The 14043-nt window shown below is 62.9% G+C and carries 13 protein-coding genes; 5 read left to right on the top strand and 8 right to left on the bottom strand.

All coding sequences use genetic code 11. The features are described 5' to 3' along the window. Positions 1-198 precede the first annotated feature (198 nt). From X726_RS13580 to X726_RS150590, 8 genes are all read right to left on the bottom strand, one after another. On the bottom strand, positions 199-384 hold the full coding sequence (locus tag X726_RS13580) for a hypothetical protein (protein ID WP_023681021.1): 186 nt from the start codon (positions 382-384) through the stop codon (positions 199-201). 638 nt (positions 385-1022) lie between these two features. Then, the gene (locus tag X726_RS150565; protein WP_023670878.1) at positions 1023-1214 is read right to left on the bottom strand and encodes a hypothetical protein; all 192 of its coding nucleotides are present in this window, start codon (positions 1212-1214) and stop codon (positions 1023-1025) included. Positions 1215-1619: 405 nt separating this feature from the next. Further along, on the bottom strand, positions 1620-2258 hold the full coding sequence (locus tag X726_RS0135525) for an NAD(P)H-dependent oxidoreductase (RefSeq protein WP_023670877.1): 639 nt from the start codon (positions 2256-2258) through the stop codon (positions 1620-1622). Positions 2259-2319: 61 nt separating this feature from the next. Then, positions 2320-3375: an aldo/keto reductase gene (locus X726_RS150570; RefSeq protein ID WP_023670876.1), complete on the bottom strand. Its 1056-nt coding sequence runs from the start codon at positions 3373-3375 to the stop codon at positions 2320-2322. A 20-nt stretch (positions 3376-3395) separates the two neighbouring features. Further along, the gene (locus tag X726_RS150575; RefSeq protein ID WP_023670875.1) at positions 3396-4343 is read right to left on the bottom strand and encodes an oligopeptide/dipeptide ABC transporter ATP-binding protein; all 948 of its coding nucleotides are present in this window, start codon (positions 4341-4343) and stop codon (positions 3396-3398) included. Then, the gene (locus X726_RS150580; protein ID WP_023670874.1) at positions 4321-5319 is read right to left on the bottom strand and encodes an ABC transporter ATP-binding protein; all 999 of its coding nucleotides are present in this window, start codon (positions 5317-5319) and stop codon (positions 4321-4323) included. Before X726_RS150580 ends, X726_RS150575 begins: the two co-directional genes overlap by 23 nt. A gap of 2 nt (positions 5320-5321) precedes the next feature. Continuing rightward, positions 5322-6320 carry an ABC transporter permease gene (locus tag X726_RS150585; RefSeq protein WP_023670873.1) on the bottom strand — a complete coding sequence of 333 codons (999 nt, stop codon included), beginning with the start codon at positions 6318-6320 and terminating at the stop codon, positions 5322-5324. After that, positions 6321-7307, bottom strand: coding sequence for an ABC transporter permease (locus X726_RS150590; RefSeq protein ID WP_023670872.1), 987 nt, complete (start codon positions 7305-7307; stop codon positions 6321-6323). Between the two features lie 312 nt (positions 7308-7619). On the opposite strand from X726_RS150590, the gene X726_RS150595 reads away from it, so the two are divergent. The 5 genes from X726_RS150595 (at position 7620) to X726_RS150615 (ending at position 14029) form a co-directional block, all read left to right on the top strand. Continuing rightward, on the top strand, positions 7620-9230 hold the full coding sequence (locus X726_RS150595; protein ID WP_023830917.1) for an ABC transporter substrate-binding protein: 1611 nt from the start codon (positions 7620-7622) through the stop codon (positions 9228-9230). Positions 9231-9293: 63 nt separating this feature from the next. After that, positions 9294-10478 carry an LLM class flavin-dependent oxidoreductase gene (locus X726_RS150600; protein ID WP_023670870.1) on the top strand — a complete coding sequence of 395 codons (1185 nt, stop codon included), beginning with the start codon at positions 9294-9296 and terminating at the stop codon, positions 10476-10478. Between the two features lie 9 nt (positions 10479-10487). Beyond that, the gene (locus X726_RS150605) at positions 10488-11525 is read left to right on the top strand and encodes an ABC transporter substrate-binding protein (protein ID WP_023824726.1); all 1038 of its coding nucleotides are present in this window, start codon (positions 10488-10490) and stop codon (positions 11523-11525) included. 15 nt (positions 11526-11540) lie between these two features. Further along, positions 11541-12758, top strand: a complete 1218-nt coding sequence (locus X726_RS150610) for an acyl-CoA dehydrogenase family protein (protein ID WP_023670868.1) — start codon at positions 11541-11543, stop codon at positions 12756-12758. A gap of 8 nt (positions 12759-12766) precedes the next feature. Beyond that, positions 12767-14029 (top strand): NAD(P)/FAD-dependent oxidoreductase, encoded by a 1263-nt coding sequence (locus X726_RS150615; RefSeq protein WP_031215075.1) that lies wholly within the window; start codon positions 12767-12769, stop codon positions 14027-14029. Positions 14030-14043 lie beyond the last annotated feature (14 nt).

Raw genomic sequence — 14043 nt, 5'->3', positions numbered from 1 at the left:
ACAGTCGTTTGGGGTGGTGCGTTGAACCGTCGGGCCTGACCGGCCCGATGGCGGGGGAGCCAGGCCGGCTGGGTGAATCGTATACATTAGATCGTGCTTATCAAGCCCAAATACGCGGCGCGACATCGCCTGGTGACGCAACGGTGAACCCCGCGCCCGTATACGCGCTAGCAGGAACGTCGGCGGTCAACATGCCGCTCATTCGTAGAGAGTGCGAACAGCTTCATCAAACAACTCCACCTCGGCTTCAACCTTTTCAGCCGCTTTATCGACCTTGTCGAAACGCTTCAGCATTCGATTGTGGAGCATGGACAAGCGTGCCGCATGGTAGACCACGCTGCGCTTGTAACCTTCAGAGTCGAGTGGTTCGAACAACATTGTCATGGCAGAAATCCTCAATGTTTTTCGTCCTGCAATCCTTCCCTAGTAAACCGCCAGTTAACTCTTTCGTTCCGCTGGTGATGCGAAGGCGCCCGAATGAATAACTCGTTGCGCTGTCTCCAGACTGCACGAGCGTGCTTCGTCTGTCTGAGGTTGGGCCCCAAGGCTTGCGCTTGCCTCGCCTGTTCGGCTCATGCTGCGTCAGTCACGACATCGACGGCCAGCTTCAGTTCAATCGCTTTGGGCGTGAGTTGAATACCGGCGCTGCCAAAAATTGCCGAATGATCATCCTGCTGTGGTGGGACCGCCGAACCCGTCAGGAGCGACGAACCGAGCCGGCTTGGATAGTCGCCCCGCCGCAAGGACGCGAGCGATCGAAGATCACGTCGGCAGGTGCTCTGCCCTCTCTAGGAAGCCGGCGCCGCGCGCACTTACTGAAAAAACCCAAACAGAATAAGAGCGAGAAAGGCAAACAGCAGCGCTGCAGCCGCTAGCAACACACCTTTGTTGGAGCCGCGCCGAGGTTGAGGGTCAGGCACGAGTTTTTTCCGGTTTGGGAGTTCATTCATTGGACATTAATTTGCGGCTGCAAATTAGGTTCCGCTCATGCTTGAATGCCTACAATGCCGCCCCACAGCGCCCTACAGGCGCACGACCTTCGCTAGCCCTAGGCGTATCCGCTGGCCTTCTGCAAAGGACAACGCGAACGATTCCTGATTGAATGACCTGGCAATTTCCTGATCTTTCTCAACCACGCGGACGAACCATTCGCCGCAGGTTTCTGTCACTTCGACGCAAGGCACGGCCTTGCGGAATGGAACCACGTTATCCATCACAGCCGACCTACGAGCAATGGCAACATCGGTCTTGTAAGGCCACCGAATTCGGGGTTTCAATAAAAAAGTCGATACGGAGCAGGAGCGGCTCGCCGTGGAGGGCATGGCGAAGCTTCTGAAGCGGTTTGTCTGACCGACTGTCTAACCAGGTTGTCTACCCTCGACGCAAAGCCTTGTTCATCAAGGCGACTGGTAGGCCCGGAGGGCGAACGAAAATCGTCGATTTTGTTGGGTTTTTCGCGGCAAAAATCAGAAATCTTCCCGCATCGTTCCGTATGGTTCCGAGGACGGCCAAAGCACCGAACGCTCGGTGTTTGCCTTCAGATGGAGCACGAATAGCGAAACTTCCAGGCAGCCATCACCCTACTACACTAAAAGATGTTCACGACCTTCCCGAACCCCTTAGTTCCGTTTGCCGAGGCAGCCGGCACCTGGCCGAGCCCGATACCCGTCAGCCTGAAGCCAGCCTGACCGGTTGGCTCTTCGGCTGCCGCGCTGAAAGCAACGTCGCGAACTGGTCCACGGCCTGTGCGGCCAGCCCAGGCCCGTTGGATCCAAAAGCTTGCCGTCGGCAAAATCGCTGTCGCTGCCATAGACGACGCTCGGCACCCTCAGCGCCGAATAGAAGCCGAACGGCGGGCGAAGCTGGTGTTCGACCACCAGCGCGTGGCGCTGGCCGCCTCCCGTCGCGCCGATCAGGACTGGGCGATCGACGAGTGCCAGCGGATCGATGAGGTCGAACAGGCCAGCATAGGAACCATTATAGACCGGCGTCGTCACGATCAGCGCGTCGGCTTGTTCGACCGCGGCCACCACATCCAGCGCCTCCGGCGTCGATTCCTTACGCGTGAACGCAGCACCCAGACCGCGGCCGGCATCGACGAGATCGAGGAAATTCACTGTGACCGACAGTTTTTCGCGCAGTGCCTCACCCAGATGATGCGCCAGCCTCCGTGATTTCGACGGCCTATGGGTGTTGCCTGACAACACGACGATGTTCTGGCGCAGCCGTTCGACATGGAAATTCGTGGTCTCTCTCATCTGTGCGAAATGATTGGAGACTCTGACGGGGCCGCCGGCCCCGCCAGTCCACAGCTGACCGTCAGGCGGCGCGCAGAGGCCGCGTCAGCGGGATCGGTGCGGCCGGCTCGGAACGCGGCACACGGCCTTCGACCGGATGGCTCGGATCGTTGAACCCATGCGTCGAGGCATGGCCGGCGGTGACGAGGCGGTCGACAAAGGCCTCGTCCTCGGCGGTCAGCCTGAAGTCCAGCGCCTTGGCGTAGCTGTCCCACTGTTCCTCAGTGCGCGGACCGGCGATCGCCGCCGTGATCAGCCGGTTGTTGAGCACCCAGGCCAGCGCGAAATCGGCGGCCGAGACACCGCGCGACTTTGCGTGCGCCGCGATCTGCCTGGCGATCTCGATCGATTCCGGGCGCCACTCGGTCTCGGCGATACGCTTGTCGCCACGCCCGGCCCTAGTGTCGGCGGCTGGCGCCTGGTTGGGCTCGTATTTGCCGGTCAGCACGCCGCGCGCCAGCGGGCTGTAGGAGACGACACCAAGACCAAAATAGGCTGCCGCCGGCAGTTGCTCGGCCTCGGCGGTGCGGTTGACGATGTTGTAGAGCGGCTGGCTGGCCACCGGCCGGTCGATGCCGAGTTCATCGGCGAGATGCGCGACTTCGGCGATGCGCCAGCCACGGAAGTTCGACACGCCGAAATAGCGCAGCTTGCCCTGGCGGATCAGGTCGGCGATGGCCCGCACCGGCTCCTCCAGCGGCGCATCGAAGACGGCGCGGTGGAAATAGAACAGGTCGATGTAGTCTGTTCCCAGGCGCCTCAGACTGTTCTCGACGGTCTGGATCACCCATTTGCGTGAATGGCCGCCGAGATTGGGACCCTTGTCATGCGAGTTGACGAATTTGGTCGCCACCACCCAATGATCGCGCGTCGCCTTGATGCCGCGGCCAACAACTTCCTCGGACTTGCCATTGTGGTAGACGTCGGCGGTGTCAATGAAATTGACGCCTTGCTCGCGCGCCTTGTCGATGATGCGGTGCGCGACCGTCTCCTCGGTCGGCCCGCCGAACATCATGGTGCCAAGGCTGAGCGGGGAAACCTTCAGGGCGCTGCGGCCGAGATAGCGGTAATCGGACATTGTTTTGCTCCGTTGAACTTTCAGTTGAGGGTTGGTTCGGCGTAGTGGCAAGCGACGTGATGCCCCGCCGCGATCGCCCGGAATGCAGGCTCCTGCGAACGGCAGAGATCCGTCGCCAGCGGGCAGCGCGTGTGGAAACGGCAACCGCTGGGGATGTTCTGCGGGCTCGGCAGATCGCCATGGATCGGCGCTGCCTGACGCCGGCGCACCGGGTCCGGCACGGCGTCCATCAGTGCGCGCGTGTAGGGATGTTTTGGCGAGGTCCACAGCGTCGCATTGTCGGCGCTTTCGACGATGCGTCCGAGATACATGACCAGCACCCGGTCAGCGAAATAGCGGACCACCGACAGATCATGCGAGATGAACAGGTAGGACAGGCCGAGCTGCCGTTTCATGTCGACCAGCAGGTTGAGGATCTGGGCCTGGATCGAAAGGTCGAGTGCCGACACCGGCTCGTCGCAGACGACCAGTTCCGGATTGAGGATCAGTGCCCGGGCGATGCCGATGCGCTGGCGCTGACCACCGGAAAATTCATGCGGGTAGCGGCCAAGCGAATCCTTGGGCAGACCGACGCGCTCGATTATATCCTCTACAATCTTGCGCCGCTCGGCCTTGTTGCCGATGCTATGGACTTTCAGCGGCGCGGTCAGGATGTCGCCAATCGTGTGGCGCGGGTTGAGCGACGCGAACGGATCCTGGAAAATCATCTGGATGTTGCGGCGCGCCGCCTTCAGCCGGCGGGCGTCGAGAACGGTGATGTCGGTGCCGTTGAACTCGATCTTGCCGCTGGTCGGATCGACCAGCCGCATGATCGTCTTGCCGAGGCTCGATTTTCCGCAGCCGCTTTCGCCGACGAGGCCAACCGTTTCGCCGCGTCCGACCTCGAGCGAGACGCCGTCGACGGCGCGCAACGCACCACCCTGAGCATGGAAATGCGTGGAGAGGTCAGAGACCGAGAGCAGCGCCATGCGCAACCTCCGGAATGAAGCTGTAGGGGCAGGCGACGAGGCGATCCTCGCTCACCTCGACGAGGTCGGGCACGAAATGGGCGCAGCTATCGCGCGCCACCGCGCAGCGCGGCCGGAACGGGCAGCCTTTCTCGCCAGCGGCCGAGACGATGCTGCCGGGTATCTCCGTCAGCCTGGCGTCGCGGTAGTGCAGATTGGTCTTCAGCCTTGGCGAAGCGGCCAGCAGGCCGCGCGTATAGGGATGGAGCGGGGTTCTGAACAGCGCGCCGGGCAGCGCCTGTTCAACCTTGCGTCCTGCATACATGACGACGACCTTGTCGGCCCACTGCGCGACGACGCCGAGATCGTGGGTGATGAGCACGACAGCCATCGACAGTTCGCGGCGCAGCGTATCGAGCAGGTCGAGCACCTGCGCCTGGATGGTCACATCCAGCGCCGTCGTAGGTTCGTCGGCAATCAGCAGGCGCGGACGGCAGGCAACGGCAATGGCAATCATGACTCGCTGGCGCATGCCACCGGAAAGCTGGTGGGGATAGTCGTCGATGCGCCGCTGCGGATCGGGAATACGCACCAGATTGAGAAGCTCGATGGCACGGTTCCGCGCTGCCTTGCCGCGTATGCCTTCGTGCAGCGTCAGTACCTCGGTGATCTGCCGGCCGATGGTCAGCACCGGGTTGAGCGACGTCATCGGCTCCTGGAAGATCATGGCGATCTCGCGCCCGCGCAGGTTCCGCATCGCCTTCTGGTCGAGACCGAGCAGATCCCTGCCGGCGAACTCGATCCTTCCATTGGGGATCTTCGCCGAGCGCGGCAGAAGCTGCATCAGGGCAAGTGCTGTCAGCGATTTGCCGGAGCCCGATTCGCCGACGATCGCCAGCGTCTCGCCTTCGCCGACCTCGAAACTCAGCCGGCTGACCGGCTCGGTGCTCGGGAAGCGAACCGTCAGATTGTCGACCTTGAGCAAAGCAGCGGCCATCTCTAGCGCTCCTGCAAGAAGCGCGGGTTGAGCGCGTCGTTGAGGCCGTCGCCGATCAAGTTCAGCGCCAGCACGGTGAAGACGATCGCAAGCCCCGGCAGTGCTGTCAGATACCAGGCGGTGCGGATCAACTCCCTGCCCGCTCCTATCATCGAACCCCAACTGACGACATTGGGATCGCCGAGGCCCATGAAGGACAGCGCCGATTCCATCAGGATTGCGGTTGCCACCATCACCGACGAGGTCACGATCAAAGGCGGCAGCGCGTTTGGCAATATCTCCCGAAAGATGATGCGGGCATGGCCATAGCCGAGGCTGCGCGCGGCCATGACGAAATCCTTTTCGCGAATGGCGCGGAATTCGGCGCGGGTCAGCCGCGCCACCGTCGGCCAGGTGATGACGGCGATCGCCACCGTCACGACAAGCGCCGTCGGTTGCGCGATCGCCACCATGACGACCAGAAGCACGAAGCTCGGTATGGTCTGAAAGATCTCGATCAGGCGCACCAGCACGTCATCGATCCAGCCGCCGAAATAGCCGGCGGTGGCGCCGACAAGGATGCCGAAGCTCAGGCCAAGTGCTGTCGCCACCAGGCCGACGAACAGCGAAATCCGCGCACCGTGCAGAATGCCGGAAAGCACGTCGCGGCCCATGGAATCGGTGCCCAGCGGAAAGCCAGGATTCTGCCCCGGCCAAAGGAAGGGCCGCGCCACCATCGACAGCGGATCGGCCGGATAAACGACGGGCGCCAGCAATGCTGCGAGCACGACCAGCGACAGGAACACCACGCCGAACATGGCGTTGGGATTGCGGAGGAAAATCCTCAGCGCCCGGCCGCCGGCTGCAATCGGTACCGACGCCGCAGAGGCGGAGCGCGCGTCGGGCGCGTGAAGATTGCTCCAGCTCTTCGCCTCGGGTTCAGCCGGTGCCGCAGGCTCGCGAGCCTCGGCATAGGCGCGGCGGGAGCGGGCGTCGCCCGCGACGAAATCGGTTGAAGCCATTCAGCGCACTCCGATGCGGGGATCGAGCCAGGCGTGCAGCAGATCGACCGTCGCATTGGCGACGATGACCAGCAGCGACGACAGCAGCAGGATGCCGAGCAGCACCGTGAAATCGCGGCCCATGACCGCCTCGAAGGCGAGGCGCCCGAGGCCGGGCCAGGAATAGACGGTCTCGACAACCACGGCGCCGCCAAGCATGCCGCCGACATGCATGCCGGCCATGGTGGTGATGGGGATCAGCGCGTTGCGCAGGACATGGCGGATGGTGATGATGGTTGGCGACAAGCCCTTGGCGGCGGCGGTGCGCACATAGTCCTGCGATTGGACTTCCAGCATCGCCGCACGCGTCAGCCGCGCATAGATCGCCACGTAGAACAGTGCCAGCGACAGCGCCGGCAGGATCATGTAGCGCACCTTGTCCCACAGGCCGGCGAGACCGGTCAGATTGCTGCCGATGGTTCCCGAACCGCCGCTCGGCAGCCAGCCGAGCTTGACCGAGAACAGCACGATCAGCATCAAGCCGATCCAGAAGCCCGGGATCGAATAGAACAGCAGCGAAACGACCGAAAGCAGACGATCCGGCAGGCGTCCCGAAAACACCGCCATCAACGATCCGAGGACGAGACCGAGTGCGATGGCGATACTCAGCGCCACCGCCATCAGCAACAGTGTGCCCGGCAGCCGCTGGCCGATCAGGTCGGCGACCGGCATGCCGTAGCGCGGCGAAAAGCCGAGACTGAAATGCGCCAGGTTGTAGAGATAGTTGAACAGCTGGACGAGCAGCGGATTGTCGAGCCCGAAGCGCTCGCGCAGCGCAGCCATGGTTTCCACCGTGGCCGAACCGGCCTCGCCGGCCATGACGTCGGCAGCATCGCCCGGCGCAAGCTGCAGCAGGAAGAAGTTCAGGATGACGATGCCCAGAACGGTTGGCACCGCCTGGATGGCCGTGCGCCGGAAGGTTCTGCCAATGCGCGTCAGGGTCGACATCGTTTTCGCTATCCCGGCTGTGGCTGACGATGCGGGTTTACTGTTTCCCGGAAGTTCCGTGCTTTTTAGTTGACAAGATTATAGACGTTGTCAAACCTGATCTAAGAAATTTTGTTCTGCAAATGGCGAAACTGCAGAATAGAATTTTGTTTCATGCTACAAAAAAAGCCATTTGAAGTATGAAATCTTAAGTGCGGGAGCGCGGCGGCCAAATCTTTTCACAAACGGGCCGGCTCTTGGAACGATGGATTTTTCACCCGGCTGCCGACGACCGGCCGATTGATGCCGGCAGCAAAAAAGGACCAGGGCACCATGTCTCATTTCCTCACTCCGAACCGCCGCAGGTTCCTCGGCCTTTCGGCGACAGTGCTCGGAGCCACCCTGTTGCCCGCATCGCGCAATGCCTACGCAGCCGAGCCGAAACAGGGTGGGACGGCGACGCTGCTGCTCTCGGCCGAGCCGCCGGTGCTGACGACGATCGCCCACACCGCATTCAATTCGGTCTACGTCTCGGCAAAGACCACCGAGGGCCTGCTGACCTATGATTTCGATCTCACGCCGCGGCCATCGCTGGCCAGGCAGTGGTCGGTCAGCGACGATGGCCTGCAATACACATTCAAGCTGCGCGAAGGCGTGAAGTGGCATGACGGCCAGCCATTCACCGCTGCCGACGTCGCCTATTCGATCGCCACGATTAAGGAGGTTCATCCGCGCGGCCGCAACACCTTCCTCAACCTTGTCGATATCCAGACGCCGGATCCGCTGACCGTGACGCTGGTTCTGTCGAAGCCGGCACCTTACCTGATCACGGCGCTGGCCGCGGCCGAAACGCCGATCGTGCCGAAGCATCTTTATGACGGCAGCAAGGCCGCCGAGAATCCGGTCAACACGGCTCCGATCGGCACCGGCCCATTCGTCTTCAAGGAATGGGTCCGCGGCAGCCACATCGTCTACGAACGCAACCCCGGCTATTGGGATGCACCGCGCCCCTATCTCGACCGGCTGATCGTGCGTTTCATTCCGGACGCCTCGGGACGCGCACTGGCGCTCGAGACCGGCGAGATCGACCTGGCGCCGGCAACGCCGATCCCGTACAGCGATTTGCAGCGCTTCGAAACGCTGCCGCATATCGGCTTCGAGAAGCAGGGTTACCAGTATTCCAACGGCATCAGCCGGGTCGAGTTCAACCTGGAGAAACCCTATTTCCAGGATGTTCGCGTCCGCCGCGCCTTCGCCCATGTCATCGACCGCGACATCATCCGCGACACCATCAACTACGGCTATGGCGCGACCATTCCGGGCCCGATCAATCCCAATCTGAAGAAGTGGTTCGTCGCCGACCTGAAGACCTATCCGGTCGACATTGCTGCCGCCGAGAAACTGCTCGACGAAGCAGGCTTGCAACGCGGTGCCGACGGCACCCGCCTCAACCTTGTCCACGACTATGTCCCGAGCGGCGAGACCTACAAGCGCGGCGCCGACTACATCAAGCAGGCGCTGTCCGCGGTCGGGATCGCGGTCACCGTGCGCAGCCAGGATTTCGCCACCTACACCAAGCGCATCTACACCGACCGCGATTTCGACTTCACCTTCAACGGCATGAGCAATCTGTTCGACCCGACGGTCGGCGTGCAGCGCCTCTACTGGTCGAAGAATTTCAAGCCGGGCGTGCCGTTCTCGAATGGCTCGAAATACAGCAACCCCAAGGTCGATGAACTCCTTGAAGCGGCCGCTGTCGAGGTCGACCACGAAAAGCGCTTCGAGCAATGGGCCGCGATCCAGCAGATCCTGGTCGAGGACCTGCCCGACATCGGCATCGTCAGCCAGCCGGAAATCACCCTCTACAACAAGCGCATCGCCGACCACACGGTGGGCGCCGAGGGCAATGCCGGCTCCCTCGCAACAGCCCACATCGTCGCCTGATCCGCCAAACCCGTGCGCGGTCTTCACGCACGGGTTCCCTGCCTCCATCCGAGAAAGTTCGCCATGACGCTCGCCCATAAGCCTGGTTCCATCGTCGGCACGCCCTTCTTCAGGGCGCCCACCGATTATCCCGACAGCCCGCTGTCGAAAGCGCTTCAGCAGCCGGTGCTGCTCGGGCTGTTCCTGCCGATCCAGGCCGGTGGTTGGACCAACTCGACCCTGGAGCGTTCGACCGACTGGCGCTTCGACTACAATCGCGACCTGACGCTCAGGGCGGAAGAGCTTGGCTTCGACCTTGTCTTTGCCCTCAGCCAATGGCTGCCCAAGGGTGGTTATGGCGGTGTCTTCAACGGCCAGGCGCTTGACAGTTTCGTGTCCATCGCAGCCATGGCCGCGATCACCAAGAGGATCATGCTGATCTCGACCATGCATGTTCTCTACGGCCCGTGGCATCCGCTGCATCTGGCGAAATTCGGCGCTACTCTCGACCACATCTCCGGCGGCCGCTGGGGCATCAATGTGGTCACCGGCCATCGCGCCGTCGAACACGAGATGTTCGGCTGGAACCGCATCGAGCATGACCGCCGCTACGAACTCGCCGCCGAGTTTGTCGAAGTGCTGCAGCGGCTGTGGCAGGACGACGAGAATTTCTCCTTCTCCGGAGAATCGAGCTGGAAGCTCAACGGCGGCTTTGTCACGCCGAAGCCGAATTACGGCCGGCCGATCCTGGTCAACGCCACCGGCTCCGACGCCGGCATTTCCTTTGCCGGCCGTTACTCCGACATCGTCTTCGTCACCAGCCCGGCCGGCTCAGACATAGCCAGCGCGCTGGAGGCGCTGCCGGCGCATACCAAGAAGGTAAAGGACGCGGCCCTCGGTGTCGGCCGCACCGTGCGCACGCTGCTCAACCCGCTGGTCATCAGCCGACCGACCGAGAAGGAAGCCTGGGCGGTCGCCGACCAGATCGTCGCCCATGCCGACAGCCGCACGCCGAAAGGCTTCCAGACCTTCAACAGCGACGCCCAGGCCTGGAAAGGTCGAGAAGGCCGTGACGATCCCTACGCCAAGGTCGGCGGCAACATCTATCTCATCGGCACGCCCGAGCAGATCGTCGACCAGTTCGTCAAGCTCAAGGACGCCGGCATCGACGGACTGCAACTGTCCTTCTTCGACTTCAAGCCGGATCTCGAATTCTTCGGCGAGAACATCCTGCCGCTGATGAAGCAGGCCGGCCTGCGCAACGTCTGAGGAGCAATCATGACCACGACTGCGATCTCCGAAATCTGGTACACACGCTGCCCGGTGCCGACGCCTGTCGGACTTGCGGCACAACTCGGGCTTCTCGAGGAAACCTTCCGCAAGGAAGGGATCGAATTGAAGTCGATCATCGACTCGCCCAACCGCGATATCCGCCAAAGCCATTTCAACCACACGCTCGACTGGTCGTTCCGCCACGGCGGCAACGTGCCGCCGATCCGTGCCCGTTCCGAAGGGCGCAAGACGCGTCTCGTCGGCATCACCTGGACCGACGAGTTCCAGGCCATCATCGCCTTGCCCGGCTCCGGCATCAAAACGACCAGAGACCTGAAAGGCCGCCGCTTCGGCATCGCCCGGCGTCCCGAAGGCATCGTCGACTTCATGCGGGCGACGGCGCTGAAGGGCCTGGTATCGGCGCTGTCGCTCGAGGGCCTCAGCCATGCCGACGTCGAGATCGTCGACATCGCGCTGACCGACAGTGTGCTCGACAGCCAGGAAGGGCCATCGTTGTTCGGCCTCAAGCGCAAGCAGGCCTATGGCGAGGAGGCAGCAGCCCTGATCCGTGGCGACGTCGACGCCATCTATGTCAAGGGCACGGCCGGCATCAATGTCGCCAATCTGATCGGCGCCATCCAGGTCGCCGAATTCGGCTTCCACCCGGAGCCCAATATCCGCATCAATTCCGGTTCGCCGCGCGTGCTGACCGTCGACGATTTGCTGGCAAAAGAACGCCCCGATCTGATCGCTCGGCTGATCGAGACGATCCTGCGCGCCAGCGCCTGGGCCGAGGCGCATCCCGACGAGACGCGGCGCTTCGTTGCCCGCGAATCCGGCGCCACCGAAGAGCAGGTGCTGGCGGCCAACGGTCCGGATGTCCACAAACATCTCGGCCTCGGGCTGCAGCCCGAGCTCATCGCGGCGGTTTCCCACTACAAGGATTTCCTGTGCGACTGGGGTTTTCTCGCCAGCGATTTCGACGTCGAGAAATGGGTCGATCGCCGGCCGCTCGATCTGGTGACCATTCGCGCCGCCGCCTGAGAGGAAGCCAGCTTCATGACCTCGACCATTCCCGAGTTTCCACAACTCCTCGACACGGCAGCCGGCCTTGCCAACGACTTCGCGATGACCGCCGCGCATCACGACGCGACCGGGGATTTTCCGTTCGCCAATTTCGACCGGCTTCACCAGGCCGGGCTGCTTGGCCTGGTGACGGCGCGCGAGCATGGGGGCCTCGGTGGCGGGCTGGTGGAAGCCCAGGCAGTGATCGCCGAGATCGGCCGTGGCGAGCCGTCGACGGCGCTGGTGCTGGCCATGCATTACAACAGCCAGTACGCGCTGCGGAAATCCGGCAAATGGCCGCGCCATCTGGTGCAGCGGATTGTCGAGGCCGGCCGCCTCGGCCCTGCTTTGATCAACGCCGCGCAGGCCGAGCCGGGGATCGGCTCGCCCGCTCATGGCAAGCCGCCCGAAACCATTGCCCGGCGCGACGGCAATGTCTGGCGGATATCCGGCCACAAGAATTACGTCACCGGCATTCCCATTCTGAAATGGGTGAACTTGCTGGCGCTGACCGACGAGCCGCAACCGCGCCTCGCCTCGTTCCTGGTGCCGACCAATGCGCCGGGATTGCGCGTCGAAAAGACATGGAATGCCGCCGGCATGCGGGCCACCGCCAGCGACGATGTCATCCTCGACAATGTCGTGGTGCCTGCCGAAGACATTACCGAGGCACAGCCGGCGTCTGAACCGCTGAGGCGTGAAGAAGGGCCGACAGCGTTCTTCTTTTCGCTGATCGGCGCTGTCTACCATGGTGCGGCCCGCGCGGCCCGTGACCGGCTGGCCTCCTTCGTCACCACGCACGCGCCGGCGAGCCTCGGCGCGCCGCTATCGACGGTGCCGCACATCCAGGCGGGGCTGGGCGACATCGAGGTTCGGCTTGCGACCAGCACGCGGCTGCTGCGTTCGCTCGCCGAAGATGTCGATGCCGGCCGACCGGTCGGCACCGACGGCATGACGGTCAGGCATGTCGTCATCGACAATGCCGTTGCCGTCACCTCGCTGGCGCTGGAGCTTGCCGGCAATCCCGGCCTCAACAGAGATTTCCAGCTCGAGCGCCACCATCGCGATACGCTGACCGCGCGCTCGCATGCACCACAGAACCACATGATCCGCACGATCGCCGCCAAAGCGGCGCTCAGCCGCCACGCTGCCCCTCAGGTAGCCGAGCCGCCGGCTGTTGCTGTCAAACCCAGGCTCAAGGCGGTCGGGTGAGCGGCGTCATGGCATCCGAACATGTCGAAGTCGCCATCGTCGGTGGAGGCCCTGGCGGCCTGACACTGGCGCAGGGCCTGAAGAAGAACGGCATCGGCGTCGCCGTCTTCGAGAAGGATCGCGCCCGCACCGACTATGTCCAGGGTTTCCGCCTGCGCATCCGCCAGCGCGGCATCGATTCGCTGATCGCCAATCTGCCGCCGGAACTCTACGAAGCCTTTGTCGCCACGCTCGGCCAGGCGCCGGACCGCAACATCCTGCTCGACGAGAATTTCGAAACCTTGGGCGAGGATGCCTGGGGTGGCGGCAATGCGCAGGGCGAGGTTGACGACACGCATATCGAAAAGTCGGTGAGCCGCATCACGCTGCGCCAGGTGCTGCTGTCCGGCCTCGACGGTGTCGTGCGCCATGGCAAGGTCTTTTCACGCTACGAGGAGCAGCCGGACGGTTCGGTAACAGCGCATTTCGAGGACGGCTCGACAATCCATGCCGATGTGCTGGTCGGCGCCGACGGCGCCCGCTCGCGCGTGCGCCAGCAATTGGTGCCGCAGGCGCGAAGCTTCGACACCGGTGTCAGACGCCTCGCCGGCAAGATGACGCTGCATGCCGCAGCCCTTCACCAGATCTCGCCGCTGCTGCTCGACTACAATGCCGGCATCCGGCCGTCGGAAGGTCACGGGCTGATGGTCACCAGCCATCGCGTCAATGTCGAGGCCTATCGTAGATATGGGCTGATCGGGCTGGACGACGACACCCACAAGGACGTTGCCGGTTTCCATTTCAACAACACCACCAGCTATGTCTGGTGGAACACCGCGTATGAAAAGGATGAGCTCGCCACGGACGATGCGCTGGCAAGGCTCTCCGGCGCCGAACTGCTCGACTTGCTGATCTCGAAGATCGGCCACTGGCACAAGGACATCCTCAACCTCATTCGCTACACCGACCCGTCGACGGTGGCGCTGTTGCACGTCCACAGCTCGGAGCCTGTCGATCCGTGGCCGACGAAACGGGTGACGCTGCTCGGGGACGCCATCCATGCCATGACCTATTTCCGCGCGCTCGGCGGCAACACCGCGATCTATGATGCCGGGCTGCTGGTGCCGGAACTGGTGGCCGCCAGACGCGGCGACAAACCACTCCTCGAAGCCTTGTCGGACTATGAGGCGAGGATGCTGGAACACGGCGCCAATGCGGTGCGGTCTTCGCTGACGGCGATGCAGAAGAATGTCCTCTCAGGCCGCCGCCGTCAAAAGGAAGCCGCCGAATAGCGGCCTCCAAAATC

Source organism: Mesorhizobium sp. LSJC285A00 (assembly GCF_000503155.1).
Taxonomy (GTDB): Bacteria; Pseudomonadota; Alphaproteobacteria; order Rhizobiales; family Rhizobiaceae; genus Mesorhizobium.
This window is presented reverse-complemented; position numbering and strand designations above follow the sequence as displayed.

Excerpts from the sequence above, each read along its gene's own strand:
- X726_RS150595 (WP_023830917.1), top strand. The coding sequence starts at position 7,620 with ATGTCTCATTTCCTCACTCCGAACCGCCGCAGGTTCCTCGGCCTTTCG.
- X726_RS0135525 (WP_023670877.1), bottom strand. The coding sequence starts at position 2,258 with ATGAGAGAGACCACGAATTTCCATGTCGAACGGCTGCGCCAGAACATC.
- X726_RS150605 (WP_023824726.1), top strand. The coding sequence starts at position 10,488 with ATGACCACGACTGCGATCTCCGAAATCTGGTACACACGCTGCCCGGTG.
- X726_RS150570 (WP_023670876.1), bottom strand. The coding sequence starts at position 3,375 with ATGTCCGATTACCGCTATCTCGGCCGCAGCGCCCTGAAGGTTTCCCCG.
- X726_RS150615 (WP_031215075.1), top strand. The coding sequence starts at position 12,767 with ATGGCATCCGAACATGTCGAAGTCGCCATCGTCGGTGGAGGCCCTGGC.
- X726_RS150575 (WP_023670875.1), bottom strand. The coding sequence starts at position 4,343 with ATGGCGCTGCTCTCGGTCTCTGACCTCTCCACGCATTTCCATGCTCAG.
- X726_RS150565 (WP_023670878.1), bottom strand. The coding sequence starts at position 1,214 with ATGGATAACGTGGTTCCATTCCGCAAGGCCGTGCCTTGCGTCGAAGTG.
- X726_RS13580 (WP_023681021.1), bottom strand. The coding sequence starts at position 384 with ATGACAATGTTGTTCGAACCACTCGACTCTGAAGGTTACAAGCGCAGC.
- X726_RS150600 (WP_023670870.1), top strand. The coding sequence starts at position 9,294 with ATGACGCTCGCCCATAAGCCTGGTTCCATCGTCGGCACGCCCTTCTTC.
- X726_RS150580 (WP_023670874.1), bottom strand. The coding sequence starts at position 5,319 with ATGGCCGCTGCTTTGCTCAAGGTCGACAATCTGACGGTTCGCTTCCCG.
- X726_RS150590 (WP_023670872.1), bottom strand. The coding sequence starts at position 7,307 with ATGTCGACCCTGACGCGCATTGGCAGAACCTTCCGGCGCACGGCCATC.
- X726_RS150585 (WP_023670873.1), bottom strand. The coding sequence starts at position 6,320 with ATGGCTTCAACCGATTTCGTCGCGGGCGACGCCCGCTCCCGCCGCGCC.
- X726_RS150610 (WP_023670868.1), top strand. The coding sequence starts at position 11,541 with ATGACCTCGACCATTCCCGAGTTTCCACAACTCCTCGACACGGCAGCC.